The sequence below is a fragment of the Sedimenticola hydrogenitrophicus genome, from assembly GCF_029017505.1.
In the GTDB taxonomy this organism is placed as follows: Bacteria; Pseudomonadota; Gammaproteobacteria; order Chromatiales; family Chromatiaceae; genus Sedimenticola; species Sedimenticola hydrogenitrophicus_A.
Window position 1 is genome coordinate 67,744 of the sequence record NZ_JAQGEI010000020.1, and the last position, 14,801, is coordinate 82,544.

Sequence of the window (14,801 nt, forward strand, 5' to 3'; positions counted from 1 at the left end):
TCGAGAGTAATACATACGCTACTAGATTTTCTCCAGACAGGCATAGTAGAACCCATCCATGGTCGCTTCACCAGGCAGCGTCTGCCGGCCCGCCGCACGGGGGTGCCCCCATTCCGCTTCGATCGGCCGTTCGCGGGCGTCCGCGGTCTGGGCAAGAAAGCGGCCCACCTGACCCTCATTTTCATCCGCCAACAGCGAACAGGTGGCATACAGCAGCCGGCCACCCGGCTTCAGCAGCGGCCAGACGGCGTGCAGGATATGCCCCTGGGTCCGCACCAGGGCGGCGATGTCCCGGTCGCGGCGCAACAGCTTGATATCGGGATGGCGACGCATCACCCCGGTGGCCGAACAGGGTACGTCCAGCAGGATGCGGTCATACTGCCGGGCGGCCCAGTCACCCCGCGGATCGGCCGCATCCCCCGGCACGATATCGGCCGTTACCCCCAGCCGCGCCAGGTTGTGGCGCACCCGCTCCAGGCGGCGCGGCTCCAGGTCCATGGCGGTGAGCCGGACCGGCGCCGTTTCCAGGATATGCCCCGACTTGCCGCCCGGCGCGGCGCAGGCGTCCAGCACCAGCTGGCCGGGCCGCAGATCCAGCAGTGGCGCCGCCAGTTGCGCCCCGCCGTCCTGCACCGAGACCCGGCCCTCGGCAAACCCGGGCAGCTCCGTCGCATCCATCGGTTTCCCCAGGATCAGGCCGCAGGGCACCTGGGGAATGGGGGTCGCCTCGATGTTCGACGCCGCCAGCAGCGCCAGGTACTGTTCCCGGCTGTTGGCCGCCAGATTGACCCGCAGGCTCATGGGCGGATGTTCGTTGGTCGCCTGCAGGATCGCCTCCCAGTGGTTGGGCCAATCGCGGCGGATACGCTGGTACAGCCAGCCGGGCACGGCGTAGCGGCTGAGGGGGTCGGCATCCGCCGCCGCCAGCAGCGCCTCGCGCTCACGCTGGAAGCGGCGCAGCAGGGCGTTGATCAGCCCCACCGCCCAGGTTTTGCTCAGTAGCCGGGCCGCCTCCACCGTCTCCGCCACCGCGGCGTGGGGCGCCACCCGCATATAGATCAGCTGGTAGAGGCCGAGCAGGATCAGCGCCTGCACCTCCCCCTCCCTGGGCTTGATCGGTTTGCTCAGCAGTTGCCCGGCGATCCGCTCCAGCCGCGGGCGCCAGCGCGCCACCCCGAAGCAGAACTCCTGCACCAGCCCGCGGTCGCGCGGCGCGACCGCATCCAGCCCCTGTTCGAGCAGATCGGAGATCGAGCGGCCGGCGGCCAGCTGGCGCAACAGCTGCGCCGCCACTACCCGTGGATTTCCCTGGACGGCGGCCTTCATGACCATGGCTGAACTGGGGGCTGAATGGGCGGCGGATTAACCAAGTACCACCCCTTGCGGGTCGTGGGCGTTGAGAAAGTCGGCGGCACTCATGGCCCGCTTTCCCGGCAACTGCAGCGAACGGATGCGCAACAGCCCCTCCCCGGTAGCCACATCGATGCCGTCGCGGCCACAGGCCACCACGGTCCCCGGCGCGGCCGCCATCGGGCCGGGCAGCGGCGTACTCTCCCAGATGCGCAGCACCTCGCCCGCCAGCCGGGTCTGCGCCACCGGCCAGGGGTTGAAGGCGCGCACCTGCCGGTCCAGCGCCCGCGCATCCCGGTTCCACTCCAGGGTGGACTCCGCCTTCTCCAGCTTGCTGGCGTAGTTGGCCAGCGCCTCGTCCTGGCGCTCCGCCTGCAGGGTGCCATCGGCGACGCCCGGCAACGCCGCCATCAGCGCCTCGGCCCCCAGCTCGGAGAGCCGGTCGTGCAGGGCGCCGCCGGTCTCGTCCGCACCGATCGCCAGTTCCCGCTGGAGCAACATCGGGCCGGTATCCAGCCCCGCCTCCATCTCCATGATGGTGATGCCGGTGCGAGCATCGCCGGCCAGCACCGCGCGCTGGATCGGCGCCGCGCCGCGCCAGCGCGGCAGCAGCGAGGCGTGGATATTGATACAGCCCAGCCGCGGCGCATCCAGCACCCGCTGCGGCAGGATCAGCCCGTAGGCCACCACCACCATCAGGTCGGCCTGTAGCTCCTCCAGCGCCGCCAGATCCTCCTCCTGGCGAAAGTTCCTGGGCTGGTGGACGGGAATTGCATGCTCCAGCGCCAGCCGCTTGACCGGACTGGCGGTCAGTTTGCGGCCGCGCCCGGCCGGCCGGTCGGGCTGGGTATAGACCGCCACCACCTGGTGGGGGGAGCGGATCAGTTCACGCAGCGGGGGGACCGAGAACTCAGGGGTTCCGGCAAAAATGATCTTCAGCTTGTCACTCATTATCCTAGAATCCTCAGTTGGACGGCCGCCAGGGTGCGTGCCGCGCGGTGCGTGCACTGGCGGTCGTAGCGGCCTTCACCCGATGGGTGTATCGACGATTGCAGAGTAACTTTTCGCATATTAATGGCTTACATGCCGCTCGAAGCGGTCAACCGAGGAATCTAGGATTATTGTTCTCGTGGCCGCTCAGGCCGTCACGACGGGGATCACGGACGGTACGGAAACCGCGGCGGCGCCATTCAAAGCGCCTCAAAGCGCTTGGCCGGCAGCCTCCGGCTGCCCCTGCCGGCTCTCTTTTTCCAGCTTCTTGCGGATCCGCTGCCTCTTCAGATTGGACAGGTTGTCGATGAACAGCTTGCCCTCCAGGTGATCCAGTTCATGCTGGATGCAGACCGCCAGCAGGTCGTCCGCTGCAAATTCGATGGTCTCGCCGTCCAGATTCTGCGCCCGCACCTTGATATCGGTCGCCCTGACGACCGGCTCAAACACCCCGGGCACCGACAGACAGCCCTCGTCCATCTTGTGTTCGCCGTGCTTCTCCAGGATCACCGGATTGACCAGGCAGAGTGGGTCATCATGGTTTTCCGAGACATCGATCACCACCAGCCGGCGCGGGTCGTTCACCTGAATCGACGCCAGGCCGATACCGGGGGCCTGATACATGGTTTCCAGCATATCGGCGGCCAGTTTGCGCAAATCAGCGTCAAAAGTTTTCACAACCTGTGCTTTATTACGCAATCTGGGGTCTGGAAAATGGAGTATGTTCAGAATTGCCATTGGGTTTTCCGTCAATCTATAGTACAAAGCTAGAATAATTCGCTAACATTATGATGATACAGGATTCTGGGCCACCCATCCGGCCGGATTTACTGGTCATCCGGAACCAACAGTCAACGCAAAGGGATCGCCATGTCTACGTCTAGCAACAAGCTCGCCTGCCTGGTATTTGGCCTGCTCATCTCCTGGGGCGCACTGGCTGCCGAACCGGTCGCCGTCAATCCCGACCACCCCGACCGGTACGTGGTGGTCAGGGGGGATACCCTGTGGGATATCGCCGGGCGCTTCCTGCGGGATCCCTGGCTCTGGCCCGATGTCTGGCATGTCAATCCGCAGATCGCCAACCCGCACCTGATCTACCCCGGTGATATTATCACAATGACCTATGTAAACGGGCAGTTGCGTCTGGGCCTGGAGCGTGGTTCGCTGGTGCAGCTCTCGCCCCAGATCCGTTCCACGCCGCTGGATGGCGCCATCCCGGCCATCCCGATCGACGCCATCCACCAGTTCCTCACCCGTCCCTATGTCATGGACCAGGACGAGCTGGACAGCGCCCCCTACGTGGTCGCATTCGCCGACGAGCACATACTCGGCAGCAATGACGTCAAGGCCTATGTCCGCGCCATCGACACTACAGACAACAGAAAATTTGATGTGGTTCGGCCAGGCGACGCCTACAAGGACGCCGAGACCGGGGAAATCCTCGGTTACGAGGCGCTCTACATCAGCAGCAGCGACCTGCTGCAGCCCGGCGACCCGGCCACCCTGATGCTCAGCAACATGGAGCTGGAGACCATCAAGGGCGACCGCGTGCTGCCGGTGGCGGAGGACACGCCGCTGAACACCTTCTTCCCCGCCGCCCCCAAGCAGGAGGTCAATGGCAGCATCATCTCGGTGCTCAACGGGGTCACTCAGATCGGCCAGTTCAATGTGGTGGTACTGGACCGCGGCGCCAGCGACGGCCTTGAGCCCGGCAGCGTCCTGACCATCGACCACCGGGGCGAGACCATTCGCGATATCGTCTCCAAGACCGCCGGCGAGACCGTGACCCTGCCGGACGAACCGGCCGGCACCCTGATGGTGTTCCGCACCTTCGACCGGGTCAGTTTCGCCCTGATCATGAAGGCCAGCCGGGCCATTCACGTGCTGGACCGGGTGCACAACCCCTAAGAGGATTACCCCGCGCCGATGTCCATTCAGGAGAAGAGTGACCCGGTCACTCGGCAGACCAGGGAAGGGAACTGCGAACATCCGGCGGCCGACCCCGCTTACTGGCTGGCACTGCTGCACACCCCCGGGCTTGGCAGCCGCGGTATCAACCGGCTGCTGGGCTTCAGCGGCGGGAATCCCCGCCCCCTGTTCGGCGCCCGGCATCCCGCCCACAACGGACTCCGGCCGGAGAGCATCGCCTGGCTGCGCGCCCCCGACTGGGATCGGGTGGAACGGGACCTGCGCTGGCTGGAGGGGGACGACCGCACCCTCCTCACCCTGCGGGACGCCCGCTATCCGGCGCTGCTCAAGGAGATCGAAGACCCGCCTCCCCTGCTGTTCGTTCAGGGCGACCCGACGATCCTGGCGATGGCACAACTGGCGATCGTCGGCTCCAGGAACCCGACCCCGAGCGGCCGACAGACCGCCATGGATTTCGCCCGCTTTCTGGCCCAGGCCGGCCTGGTGATCAGCAGCGGCCTGGCCGCGGGTATCGATGGCGCGGCCCACCTCGGCGCGCTGCAGACCGACACGCCCACCCTGGCGGTCACCGGCACCGGTCTGGACCGGGTCTATCCCGCCCGCCACCGCGACCTGGCCCACCGGATTGCCGAACAGGGCGCGCTGGTCTCGGAACTGCCGCCCGGCACCCCGCCGCTACCGGCCAATTTCCCGCGCCGCAACCGCATCATCAGTGGCCTCAGTATCGGCACCCTGGTGGTGGAGGCGGCGCAGAAGAGCGGCTCGCTGATCACCGCACGGCTGGCCACGGAACAGGGGCGGGAGGTATTCGCCATACCGGGCTCCATCCACAACCCGCTGGCCCGCGGCTGCCATGCGTTGATCCGCCAGGGGGCCAAACTGGTGGAGACGGCGGAAGACATCCTGGAGGAGCTGGGACCGCTGCTCGGCAGCTTGGTCGCGGCGGGCCCGCAAGCGGCGGATCCGGTCAAGCCCGCGCCGCGGAAATGGGACCAGGAGTACCAGCAACTGATGGCGGCCCTGGATTTTGATCCGGCACCGGTGGATCTGCTGATTCAGCGCAGCGGATTGACCGCGGACGCGGTTTCCTCCATGCTTCTGCTACTTGAGCTTGAAGGTTTTGTCTCAGCTGCGGCCGGCGGACGTTATTGTCGAACCGGAAAGATGGGCACCGAACCCCAATAGTTTGCAGATTTTTCCGGATTTTACCGGCATTTATTGGCATTGCCAGGAGCCTGTCGGGCTTGACCGATCGTAGCGAGGGAAAGCTGGTTTGAGACAGATTTTTCGATCTTTCGAGGCGAATAGTGGACCTATTCAACGAGAAAGATCGGAAAATATGGCCAAATCCGGCTTTTCCGCAGTAGATCAGCGTTAAGTCCGACAGGCTCCCAATGAAGGACGCAGCATGAACGAAAACGTAGTCGATATCCTGATCTACCTCTATGAGAACTACATGGACAGCGATCAGGACCCTATTTCCGACCAGGACCAGATCCATGATGAACTGATCCAGGCCGGCTTTCCCGAACAGGAGGTCGATAAGGCCTTCCAGTGGATGGACGAACTGGCCGAACGGCAGATGCCGGATAACTTCCACCACCAGCCCCAGGGCGCCATGCGCATCTACACCGCGGACGAGCAGTGCCGCATCGATACCGATTCACGCGGTCTGCTGATGTTCCTGGAACAGAACGGCATCCTTGAACCGGCAGGGCGTGAGCTGGTGATCGACCGGGCCATCGCCCTGGGCACCCCTACCATCGGGGTCGAAGAGATCAAGTGGGTCGTACTGATGGTGTTGATCAACCAACCAGGCCAGGAGAGCGCTTTTGCACAGATGGAAGAGTTGGTGTACAACGACATCCCTGCCTATCTGCACTGATAACCCGTTTGGGTCTGTCAGACTGACAATTTTCTAACCGCTGAATGCTTGCGGACAGACCACCCTCTGTCTGCATTGATAAATTTAGCTGACAAGTTTAAACAACCGAACCGATCCGATGAAGCTGGTAATTGTAGAATCACCCGCCAAGTGTAAAACCATCAAGAAGTACCTGGGTCCGGAGTACGAGGTGCTGGCCTCCTACGGCCATGTCCGGGATCTGGTGCCGAAAGAGGGCGCGGTGGATCCCGACAACGATTTCAACATGAAGTACCAGGTCATCGAACGCAACGACCGGCATGTGCAGGCGATCGCCAAGGCGCTGAAGAAGTCGGACACCCTGCTGCTGGCGACTGACCCGGATCGCGAAGGCGAGGCGATCTCCTGGCATCTGTATGAGCTGCTGAACAACCGCAAGCTGCTGAAGGACAAGGAAGTGCAGCGCGTGGTGTTCAACGAGATCACCCAGAAGGCGATCCGGGAGGCGGTGGCACAGCCCCGCACCCTCTCCATGGACCTGGTCAACGCCCAGCAGGCGCGGCGCGCCCTGGATTATCTGGTGGGCTTCAATCTGTCGCCGCTGCTGTGGAAGAAGATCCGCCGCGGCCTCTCGGCGGGACGGGTGCAGAGCCCGGCCCTGCGCATGATCGTCGAGCGCGAGGAGGAGATCGAGGCCTTCGTCAGCCGGGAATACTGGACCATCGAGGCGGACCTGAGCAAACAGGAGCAGCCGTTCAGCGCCAAACTGACCCGCTACCAGGGCAACAAGCTCGATCAGTTCGACATCGACAACGGCGAGGCGGCCATGGCCGCCGAACAGCAGCTGCTGGCGGCCGCCGGCGGCCGCCTGAAGGTGGAGCAGGTCCAGAAGAAGCAGCGCAAGCGCAACCCGGCCGCCCCCTTCACCACCTCGACCCTGCAGCAGGAGGCCGCGCGCAAGCTCGGCTTCACCGCACAGCGCACCATGCGCACCGCGCAACAGCTGTACGAGGGTATCGACACCGGCAGCGGGGCTATCGGCCTGATCACCTACATGCGTACCGACTCGGTCAATCTCTCCGACGACGCCATCGGCGAACTGCGCGAATTCATCGCCTGCCAGTACGGTGTCGAGCAACTGCCCAAGGAACCGCGCAGCTTCAAGACCAAATCGAAAAACGCCCAGGAGGCGCACGAGGCGATCCGCATCACCTCGGTACAACGCACGCCGGAATCGCTGCACAGCCACCTGACCAAGGACCAGCACCGGCTCTACGAACTGATCTGGAAGCGCACCGTCGCCTGCCAGATGATCCACGCCACCATCGACACCGTGGCGGCGGACCTCTCCTGCGGCGCGGGCAACAACTTCCGCGCCAACGGCTCCACCGTGGCCAACGCGGGCTTCATGACCGTCTACATGGAGAGCGTCGATGACGCCAAGAAGGGCGACGGCGACGAGAAACTGCTGCCGCCGCTGCAAGAGGGCGAAATGATCACCCTGAACGGGATCCGTCCGGAACAGCACTTCACCGAGCCGCCACCGCGCTACAGCGAGGCGAGTCTGGTCAAGGCCCTGGAGGAGCACGGCATCGGCCGCCCCTCCACCTACGCCTCGATCATCTCCACCCTGCAGGATCGCGAATACGTGCAGCTGGAGAAGAAACGCTTCCACCCCAGCGACGTCGGCCGGGTGGTCAACAAGTTCCTGACCCAGTACTTCACCCGCTATGTGGACTACGACTTTACCGCGCGGCTGGAAGACGAGCTGGACGCCATCGCGCGCGGCGAACAGGAGTGGGTGCCGCTGCTGCGCCAGTTCTGGGCGCCGTTCAAGGAGCGCATCGACCATACCGAGGAGAACGTCAAGCGCAGCGATGTGACCCACGAGGCCCTGGACGAGGCCTGCCCCAGCTGTGGCAAGCCGCTCTCCATCCGCCTGGGACGGCACGGCCGCTTCATCGGCTGCACCAACTACCCCGAGTGTGACTACACCCGTGATCTGAACGGCGACAAGCGGGAGCAGGAAGAGCCGACCATCGTCGAGGGCAGGCAGTGTCCCGAGTGCCAGTCCGACCTGGTGATCAAACGGGGCAAGTACGGCAAGTTCATCGGCTGCAGCAACTATCCCGCCTGTCGCCACATCGAGCCGCTGGAGAAACCCGAGGATACCGGTGTCACCTGTCCGAAATGCGCCAAGGGCACGCTGATGAAGCGCAAATCGCGGCGCGGCAAGATATTTTACTCCTGCTCCACCTACCCGGGTTGTGATTACGCCACCTGGAACGAGCCAGTCGCCGAGCCCTGCCCCAGCTGCGGCTGGCCGATCCTCACCATCAAGACCACCAAGCGCAATGGCACCGAGAAGGTCTGCCCGCAGAAGGAGTGCTCCTTTTCAGAACCGGTCGAGGAGTCCTGAGCGGTCCCGGCCCGAGCATTTCATGAATCGCGCATAAAGAACTCGGGGGGAAGGGGTCGCAGTCAAGCCGCCCGGACCAGCGCGATGCCCCCGCTCTCATTGAGCGGAGCGTAGAGTTAAGTCCCGATCTAATCCAGCATCGTAGCCTGGATGAAGCCGCCACCACCGAATCAGGGAGTTAAGCACAGGGGCTGGTGGCGGCGTAATCCGGGGAGTGGGACGGACGCCGAGCAGAGCCCTGGATTCCGCCCGCTTGGGGTTCAAGGGTCTGTCGGGGTTTCGTGGGGCGGGCTTCATCCAGGCTACCGTGCTGTGCGCCTGTCCAGCTCCCATGGAGCGGACTCCACCCAGGTCACAAACTGGGAGCGGTAAGCCTGCCCACCTGCTCCCTATTAGCGTTTGTTCGCGGCTTTAATGACCGGTATCCGACTCGGCTAAGTATGATGGGTAATCAGGTAGGGTTAAGCCCCGGCCTAATCCAGCATGATCCGGATAAAGTCGCACTCCTCAGGCCAGCCACCCTCACAAGGGCAGGCCTCCAGCAGTCTCTCCAGCTTTGCCCGGCGCCGGTTCAGCTCCTCAAACTGCTTCAACACCAGTTCATGCTGCCGCTGGATACGCTCCTGAACCATGGCGCACTCGATCTCGTCACCTTCCGGATAACAGAGTTTCAGCAACTCCGTCACGCTACGCAGCGGGAAACCCAGGTCCCGGCAGTTCTTGATGAAACGGACCTGCTCAATCATCTTCAGGGGGTAAGTCCGGTAACCCGATCTGTTTCGGGGCGGGCCGTCGATCAACCCCTTCTGTTCATAAAAACGTATCGCCGATACACTGATCCCCGCACGCTGGGCAAGTTGCCCGATAGTCAACACTTCATCCATAAACCTCCTTAAATCACTTTTATATCAAGTGAATACAAGGTCGACTCTAAAGCCTAAACCCACTGCAGGGTCAACAGAATTCGGCCCCCGGCAGGCCGCCTTCCCCAGGCTCTATTTCTCTGCCGCGGAAGCGGAGAAGAATGTGACTTTTAGCCACCTCCAATGGTGACAAATCTCAAGCCCGCCAGGCTTCATCCGCAAGGCCGCGGAAAATTCACCTGGCTTGATATTTCGCATCGCGTAGAATCAGCACAACGCCTACTATCAATCTAGACTACTCGGTGCCATCCCGTACCCTGCCCGTCATACCCAGCCAAATAAGAAACAGCCTACCCTCGGAGTCTTGAAACCATGCCCATCAGCAAAAAGTGGGTCATCCTGATCCCGGTCATTGCCGGTGTCGCCGCCCTGATGGCGCTCAAACAGAGCAGTAATCCACCGGTACAGGAGGCACGCCAGGAGCAGGCGCGCCTGGTGCGCGTGATCCGCGCCCCCAGCCTTACCGTGATACCGACCGCCCAGGGACACGGCAGCGTCAGGCCCAGCCGTACCTGGGAGGCGGTGGCCCAGGTCAAGGGCAAGATCGTGGAGAAACAGCCGGCGCTGCAGAAGGGCGCCATCCTGGAGGCGCACAGCCTGATCCTGCGCATCGACCCGGCGGATTACGAGCTGGCCATCGCCCAGTCCGAGGCGGATATCCAGGCCACCCGGGCGCAGCTCGACGAACTGGCCGCCAAGGCCAGCAATACCGAGGCGTCGCTGAAGATCGAACAGGCCGCCCTGGCGCTGAACCAGAAGGAGCTGGCGCGCAAGCGCCAGCTGGTGGACAAGGGCGGCATCAGCCGCTCCGACCTGGAGGTCCAGGAGCGCAGCCTGCTGACCCAGCAACAGAGCGTGCAGGCGCAGATCAACACCCTCAACCTGTTCCCCAGCCAGAAGGCACTGCTGGAGGCGCAGCTGGCACGCCACATGGCCACCCTGGCGAGCGCGCGCCGCAGTCTCGCCAATACCGAGATCCGTCTCCCCTTCACCAGCCGGATTGCCGAGGTGAACGTGGAACAGGGACAGTACGTGCGCGAGGGCGAACTGCTGGTGGCCGCCGACGCTCTGGACAAGGCCGAGATCGAGATCCAGATCCCCATCACCCAGATGAGTCACCTGGTACACGCCGGCCGACCCATCGATGTGCTCAACCTGGACCCGGGCGATGCCCTGCAGCAGATCGGACTGAGCGCCACCGCCACGCTGCGGGAGAACGGGTTGAGTGCCTCCTGGGAGGCCCGCTTCGCCCGCTTGAGCGACACCCTGGACCCGAAAACCCGCACCGTCGGGGTGATTGTCGAGGTAGACGAGCCCTATGCCAATGTGATGCCGGGGCGCCGACCGCCGCTGGTGAAGGGGTTGTTTGTTCAGGTCACCCTGGCCGGCAAAGCCCGCCCCGACAGCCTGGTGGTGCCGCGCTCCGCCCTGCATGCCGGGCGTCTCTACGTGGTGAACGGGCAGCAGCGGCTGGAGATACGCGAGGTGGAGGTGGAGATGTTGCAACCCGGTTTCGCCACCATCGCCGCCGGCCTGCAGCCGGGGGAACAGGTGGTGATCTCGGACCTGGTGCCGGCCATCCAGGAGATGCTGCTCAAACCGGTTCAGGACCCGGCGACTGAACAGCGTCTGGCGCGCCTGGCGGCCGGGGAGCAGATGCCATGATCGCCTTCTTTGCCCGCCACCCGACGGCCGGCAACCTGCTGATGCTGTTTCTGGCCGTGCTCGGGTTCTCCACCCTGCCCGGCCTGCAGCGCGAGACCTTCCCCGACTTCGCCGCCGAGCAGCTGCAGATCACCGTCGCCTACCCCGGGGCCAGTGCCGAGGACGTGGAGGAGGCGATCTGCCAGCGCCTGGAGGACGCCATCGATGGCGTCAGCGAAGTGGAAGAGCTGCGCTGCGAGGCGCGCGAGGGGGTCGCCATCGCGGTGGCGGAGATGGTGGAAGGGGGCGACATGGCCCGCTTCATGGACGACATCAAGAGCGAGGTGGAGGCGATCAACACCTTCCCCGCGGAGACCGAACTGCCGGTGATCAAGGAGCTGGGGCGCACCGACAACGTGGTGGCGATCGCCATCACCGGCCCCATGTCGGTGAGTGACCTGAAGGCCTACGCGGAGCAGGTCAAGGAGCGGATGCAGCGGCTGGCGGAGATCTCGCAGGTCGAGATCAACGGTTTTTCCGACCACCAGCTGCGCATCGAGGTGCCGGCCCGCGCCCTGCTGCAATACGGCATCAGCATGACGGACGTGGCCGACAGCGTGCGCCGCCAGGGCATCGATCTGCCCGCCGGCTCCCTGGAGACGGCCGACCGCGACCTGCTGATCCGCTTCACCGATCTGCGGCGCAGCCCCGATGAGCTGGCCGATCTGACCGTAGTGAGTGCCAACTCCGGCGCCGAGATCCGGCTCGGCGACATCGCCCGCATCAGTGACCGCTTCGAGCTGGACGAGGAGCAGGTGCTGTTCAACGGTCAGCGCGCCGCCCTGCTGCAGGTGATCAAGACCAAGCAGCAGGATACCATCAAGGTGATGGACGCGGTGAGCCGCTTCCTGGAGCGGGAGCTGCGCCCCGGCGCCCCCCGCGGGGTGCAATTTCATATCACCCAGGACCGCTCCTCCATCGTCAAGGACCGCCTCGGTCTGCTGCTGAAGAATGGCGGCCAGGGGCTGGTGCTGGTGTTCCTGGTGATGTGGCTGTTCTTCCAGGGGCGCTTCGCCTTCTGGGTCGCCATGGGCCTGCCGGTCTCCTTCCTCGGCGCGCTGTTTTTCATGAGCATCCTCGGCCTGACCATCAACATGATCACCATGGTGGCGCTGCTGATCGCCATCGGCCTGCTGATGGATGACGCCATCGTCATCGCCGAGAACATCGCCACCCGGCTGCGCCGCGGCAACGGCGCCATGCAGGCGGCCATCGACGGCACCCGCCAGGTCTCTCCCGGCGTTATCTCCTCGTTTCTCACCACCGTCTCGGTATTCGGCCCACTGGCGTTTCTCTCCGGCCACATGGGCAAGGTGCTGCAGTTCATCCCCATGGTGTTGCTGCTGGTGTTGGCGATCAGCCTGATCGAGGCGTTCCTGATCCTGCCCCATCACCTGGCCCACTCCCTGAAACACCACGAGCAGCAGGTGAGCCGGTTTCGCCAGGCCTTCGACAGCCGCCTGATCCATTTCCGCGACCACACGGTGGGCCATCTGGTGGACTGGGCCATCCATCAGCGTTACTGGTTCATCGGCATGATCATCGCACTGTTCCTGCTCAGCATCGGCATGCTGGTGGGCGGCAAACTGAAATTCCAGTCCTTCCCGGACATCGAGGGGGACATTATCGAGGCGCGCATCCTGCTGCCCCAGGGCACGCCGCTGGCGCGCACCGAGGCGGTGGTCCGGCAGGTGACCGATGCCATCCGCGTGGTGGACGACCACTTCGCCCCCCTGCAGCCGGACCGGCAGCGGCTGGTGCGCAACGTGCAGGTGCGCTTCAACTACAACCAGGATGCCAATGAGAGCGGGCCCCACCTGGCCACGGTCACGGCGGACCTGCTCACTGCCGAGGCGCGCAGCGGCCACCTGGACGATTACATCAATCTGTGGCGCGAAACCACCGGCGAGATCCCCGACCTGGTGGCACTGAACTTCAAGGAGCCAACCATCGGCCCGGGCGGAATCCCGCTGGAGATCCGCCTCACCGGCCCCGATCTGGACCAGCTCAAACAGGCCTCGCTGGAGCTGCAGGGGTGGCTCGCCAGCTATCGCGGCACCTTTGACCTGTCGGACAACCTGCGTCCCGGCAAACCGGAACTGCGGCTGCGCCTGCGTGACGGCGCCTTGGCGCTGGGCCTGGACGCCTCCACCATCGCTACCCAACTGAGGGCCGCCTTCTACGGCACCACCGCGAGCGAGATCCAGATCGGCCCCGAGGCCTATGAGATCGACGTGCGGCTGGCTGCGGACGACCGTGCCAACCTGACCGATGTGGAGGACTTCCGCATCACCACCGCCGCGGGTGCTCAGGTACCCCTGAGCGCGGTGGCCCGGATCGAGGAGGCGCGCGGTTTCTCGCGTATCCTGCGGGTCGACGGGGTACGCACCGTCACCATCAGCGGCGATCTCGATACCCGCATGGCCAACGCCCGGGAGGTGATCAACCACACCCTCGCCAACTTCATCCCGGAGCTGCTGAACCGCTATCCCGGCATGCAGGCGATGATCGAGGGCCAGTCCAAGGACACCGCCAAGACCGGTGGCTCCATGCTGCGCAGCTTTGCCATCGGCCTGGTGGGCATCTTCATCCTGCTCAGCTTCCAGTTCCGCAGCTATGTGGAGCCGCTGGTGGTGATGGCGATCATCCCGCTGGCCCTGATCGGTGTCATCTGGGGCCATCTGCTGATGGGGCTCAGCTTCACCATGCCCGGCATCATCGGCTTCACCTCCCTGGCCGGCATCGTGGTCAACGACTCGATCCTGCTGGTGGAGTTTCTCAAGCTGCGTGTTAAAGAGGGCCATCACATCGTCGAGGCGGCCAAGCTGGCCAGCCGCGACCGCTTCCGCGCCGTGCTGCTCACCTCCATCACCACCATTGCCGGACTGACACCGCTGCTGCTGGAGAAGAGCATGCAGGCCCAGGTGCTGGTGCCGCTGGCCACCAGCATCGTCTTCGGTCTGCTGGCCACCACCCTGCTGGTGCTGCTGGTGGTACCCGCCCTGTTCAGCATCCTGCACGACCTGGGCATCGCCACCACCGCCAAGGAGCTGGCTGCGATAGAGAGCGAAACCACCTGAGCCGTATTTAGGGGTCGGAGTCGAATGGCACTCAATTAGGCAGTCTATTCCCGTGAAAGTAAGTAGATCGTCATCCCGGCGCAGGCCGGGATCCATATCCACCAATGGTGGTCGCTTCTCTGGATTATTCGCTCCGCTCACCCTTCGGGCCGACTTTCAGTCGTTCAACGCGCTTCGCGCTTTAGTCCGGCCTGCGCCGGAATGACGGGAGTTTTAAGCTTAACTAAGTAGCATTCGGGTCGGAGTCGAATGGCACTTGCTTGACCGTCATCCCGGCGCAGGCCGGAGGAGTGGTGCAGAAGGAGTGGTACAGGGATGTACCGTTTACGGACCTAAGGATGGAATCCAGACTGCTTGGGAAGGGGTCGGAGTCAAGCCGCCCGAACAAGAGATGATTTCCCGAAACCCCTGTGCGGCTTGACTCCGACCCCTGAGGCCCCCCCCCCGACAACCCGGGGAGCTCCCGGTAATCATTTCATGCCTTTTATTAATCCCCGTATTGGTTCACACTTGGGCCAAATGACTGAATCAATCGGGAGCTG

Annotated in this window: 10 protein-coding genes; 6 read left to right on the forward strand and 4 right to left on the reverse strand. The window is 63.9% G+C overall.

Annotation, left to right across the window (positions count from 1 at the left end; all coding sequences use genetic code 11):
- Window positions 1–21: 21 nt before the first annotated feature.
- The 3 genes from rsmB to def all read right to left on the reverse strand — a co-directional run bounded on the left by rsmB (window position 22) and on the right by def (window position 3,078).
- A complete protein-coding gene (gene rsmB / locus O9K64_RS13600; RefSeq protein WP_275098625.1) occupies window positions 22–1,326 on the reverse strand; it encodes a 16S rRNA (cytosine(967)-C(5))-methyltransferase RsmB in 1,305 nt (434 codons plus the stop codon).
- A 36-nt stretch (window positions 1,327–1,362) separates the two neighbouring features.
- Window positions 1,363–2,301 carry a methionyl-tRNA formyltransferase gene (gene fmt / locus O9K64_RS13605; protein ID WP_275098626.1) on the reverse strand — a complete coding sequence of 313 codons (939 nt, stop codon included), beginning with the start codon at window positions 2,299–2,301 and terminating at the stop codon, window positions 1,363–1,365.
- Between the two features lie 249 nt (window positions 2,302–2,550).
- The gene (gene def, locus O9K64_RS13610) at window positions 2,551–3,078 is read right to left on the reverse strand and encodes a peptide deformylase (protein WP_275098627.1); all 528 of its coding nucleotides are present in this window, start codon (window positions 3,076–3,078) and stop codon (window positions 2,551–2,553) included.
- Window positions 3,079–3,210: 132 nt separating this feature from the next.
- Between def and O9K64_RS13615 the strand changes: the two genes are divergently transcribed.
- From O9K64_RS13615 to topA, 4 genes are all read left to right on the forward strand, one after another.
- Entirely contained in the window at window positions 3,211–4,248 is a 1,038-nt protein-coding gene (locus tag O9K64_RS13615; RefSeq protein WP_275098628.1) for a LysM peptidoglycan-binding domain-containing protein, read from the forward strand.
- Window positions 4,249–4,266: 18 nt separating this feature from the next.
- Window positions 4,267–5,454, forward strand: coding sequence for a DNA-processing protein DprA (gene dprA / locus O9K64_RS13620; RefSeq protein ID WP_275098629.1), 1,188 nt, complete (start codon window positions 4,267–4,269; stop codon window positions 5,452–5,454).
- Window positions 5,455–5,677: 223 nt separating this feature from the next.
- Window positions 5,678–6,154, forward strand: coding sequence for a DUF494 family protein (locus O9K64_RS13625; protein WP_275098630.1), 477 nt, complete (start codon window positions 5,678–5,680; stop codon window positions 6,152–6,154).
- A gap of 118 nt (window positions 6,155–6,272) precedes the next feature.
- A complete protein-coding gene (gene topA / locus O9K64_RS13630) occupies window positions 6,273–8,552 on the forward strand; it encodes a type I DNA topoisomerase (RefSeq protein WP_275098631.1) in 2,280 nt (759 codons plus the stop codon).
- Window positions 8,553–9,025: 473 nt separating this feature from the next.
- On the opposite strand, the gene O9K64_RS13635 is transcribed toward topA, so the two are convergent.
- On the reverse strand, window positions 9,026–9,436 hold the full coding sequence (locus tag O9K64_RS13635) for a MerR family transcriptional regulator (protein WP_275098632.1): 411 nt from the start codon (window positions 9,434–9,436) through the stop codon (window positions 9,026–9,028).
- Window positions 9,437–9,787: 351 nt separating this feature from the next.
- On the opposite strand from O9K64_RS13635, the gene O9K64_RS13640 reads away from it, so the two are divergent.
- Both O9K64_RS13640 and O9K64_RS13645 read left to right on the forward strand, forming a co-directional pair.
- Window positions 9,788–11,140 carry an efflux RND transporter periplasmic adaptor subunit gene (locus O9K64_RS13640; protein ID WP_275098633.1) on the forward strand — a complete coding sequence of 451 codons (1,353 nt, stop codon included), beginning with the start codon at window positions 9,788–9,790 and terminating at the stop codon, window positions 11,138–11,140.
- Window positions 11,137–14,259: an efflux RND transporter permease subunit gene (locus tag O9K64_RS13645; RefSeq protein ID WP_275098634.1), complete on the forward strand. Its 3,123-nt coding sequence runs from the start codon at window positions 11,137–11,139 to the stop codon at window positions 14,257–14,259. The genes O9K64_RS13640 and O9K64_RS13645 overlap by 4 nt, the downstream gene beginning before the upstream one ends.
- Window positions 14,260–14,801: the final 542 nt, after the last annotated feature.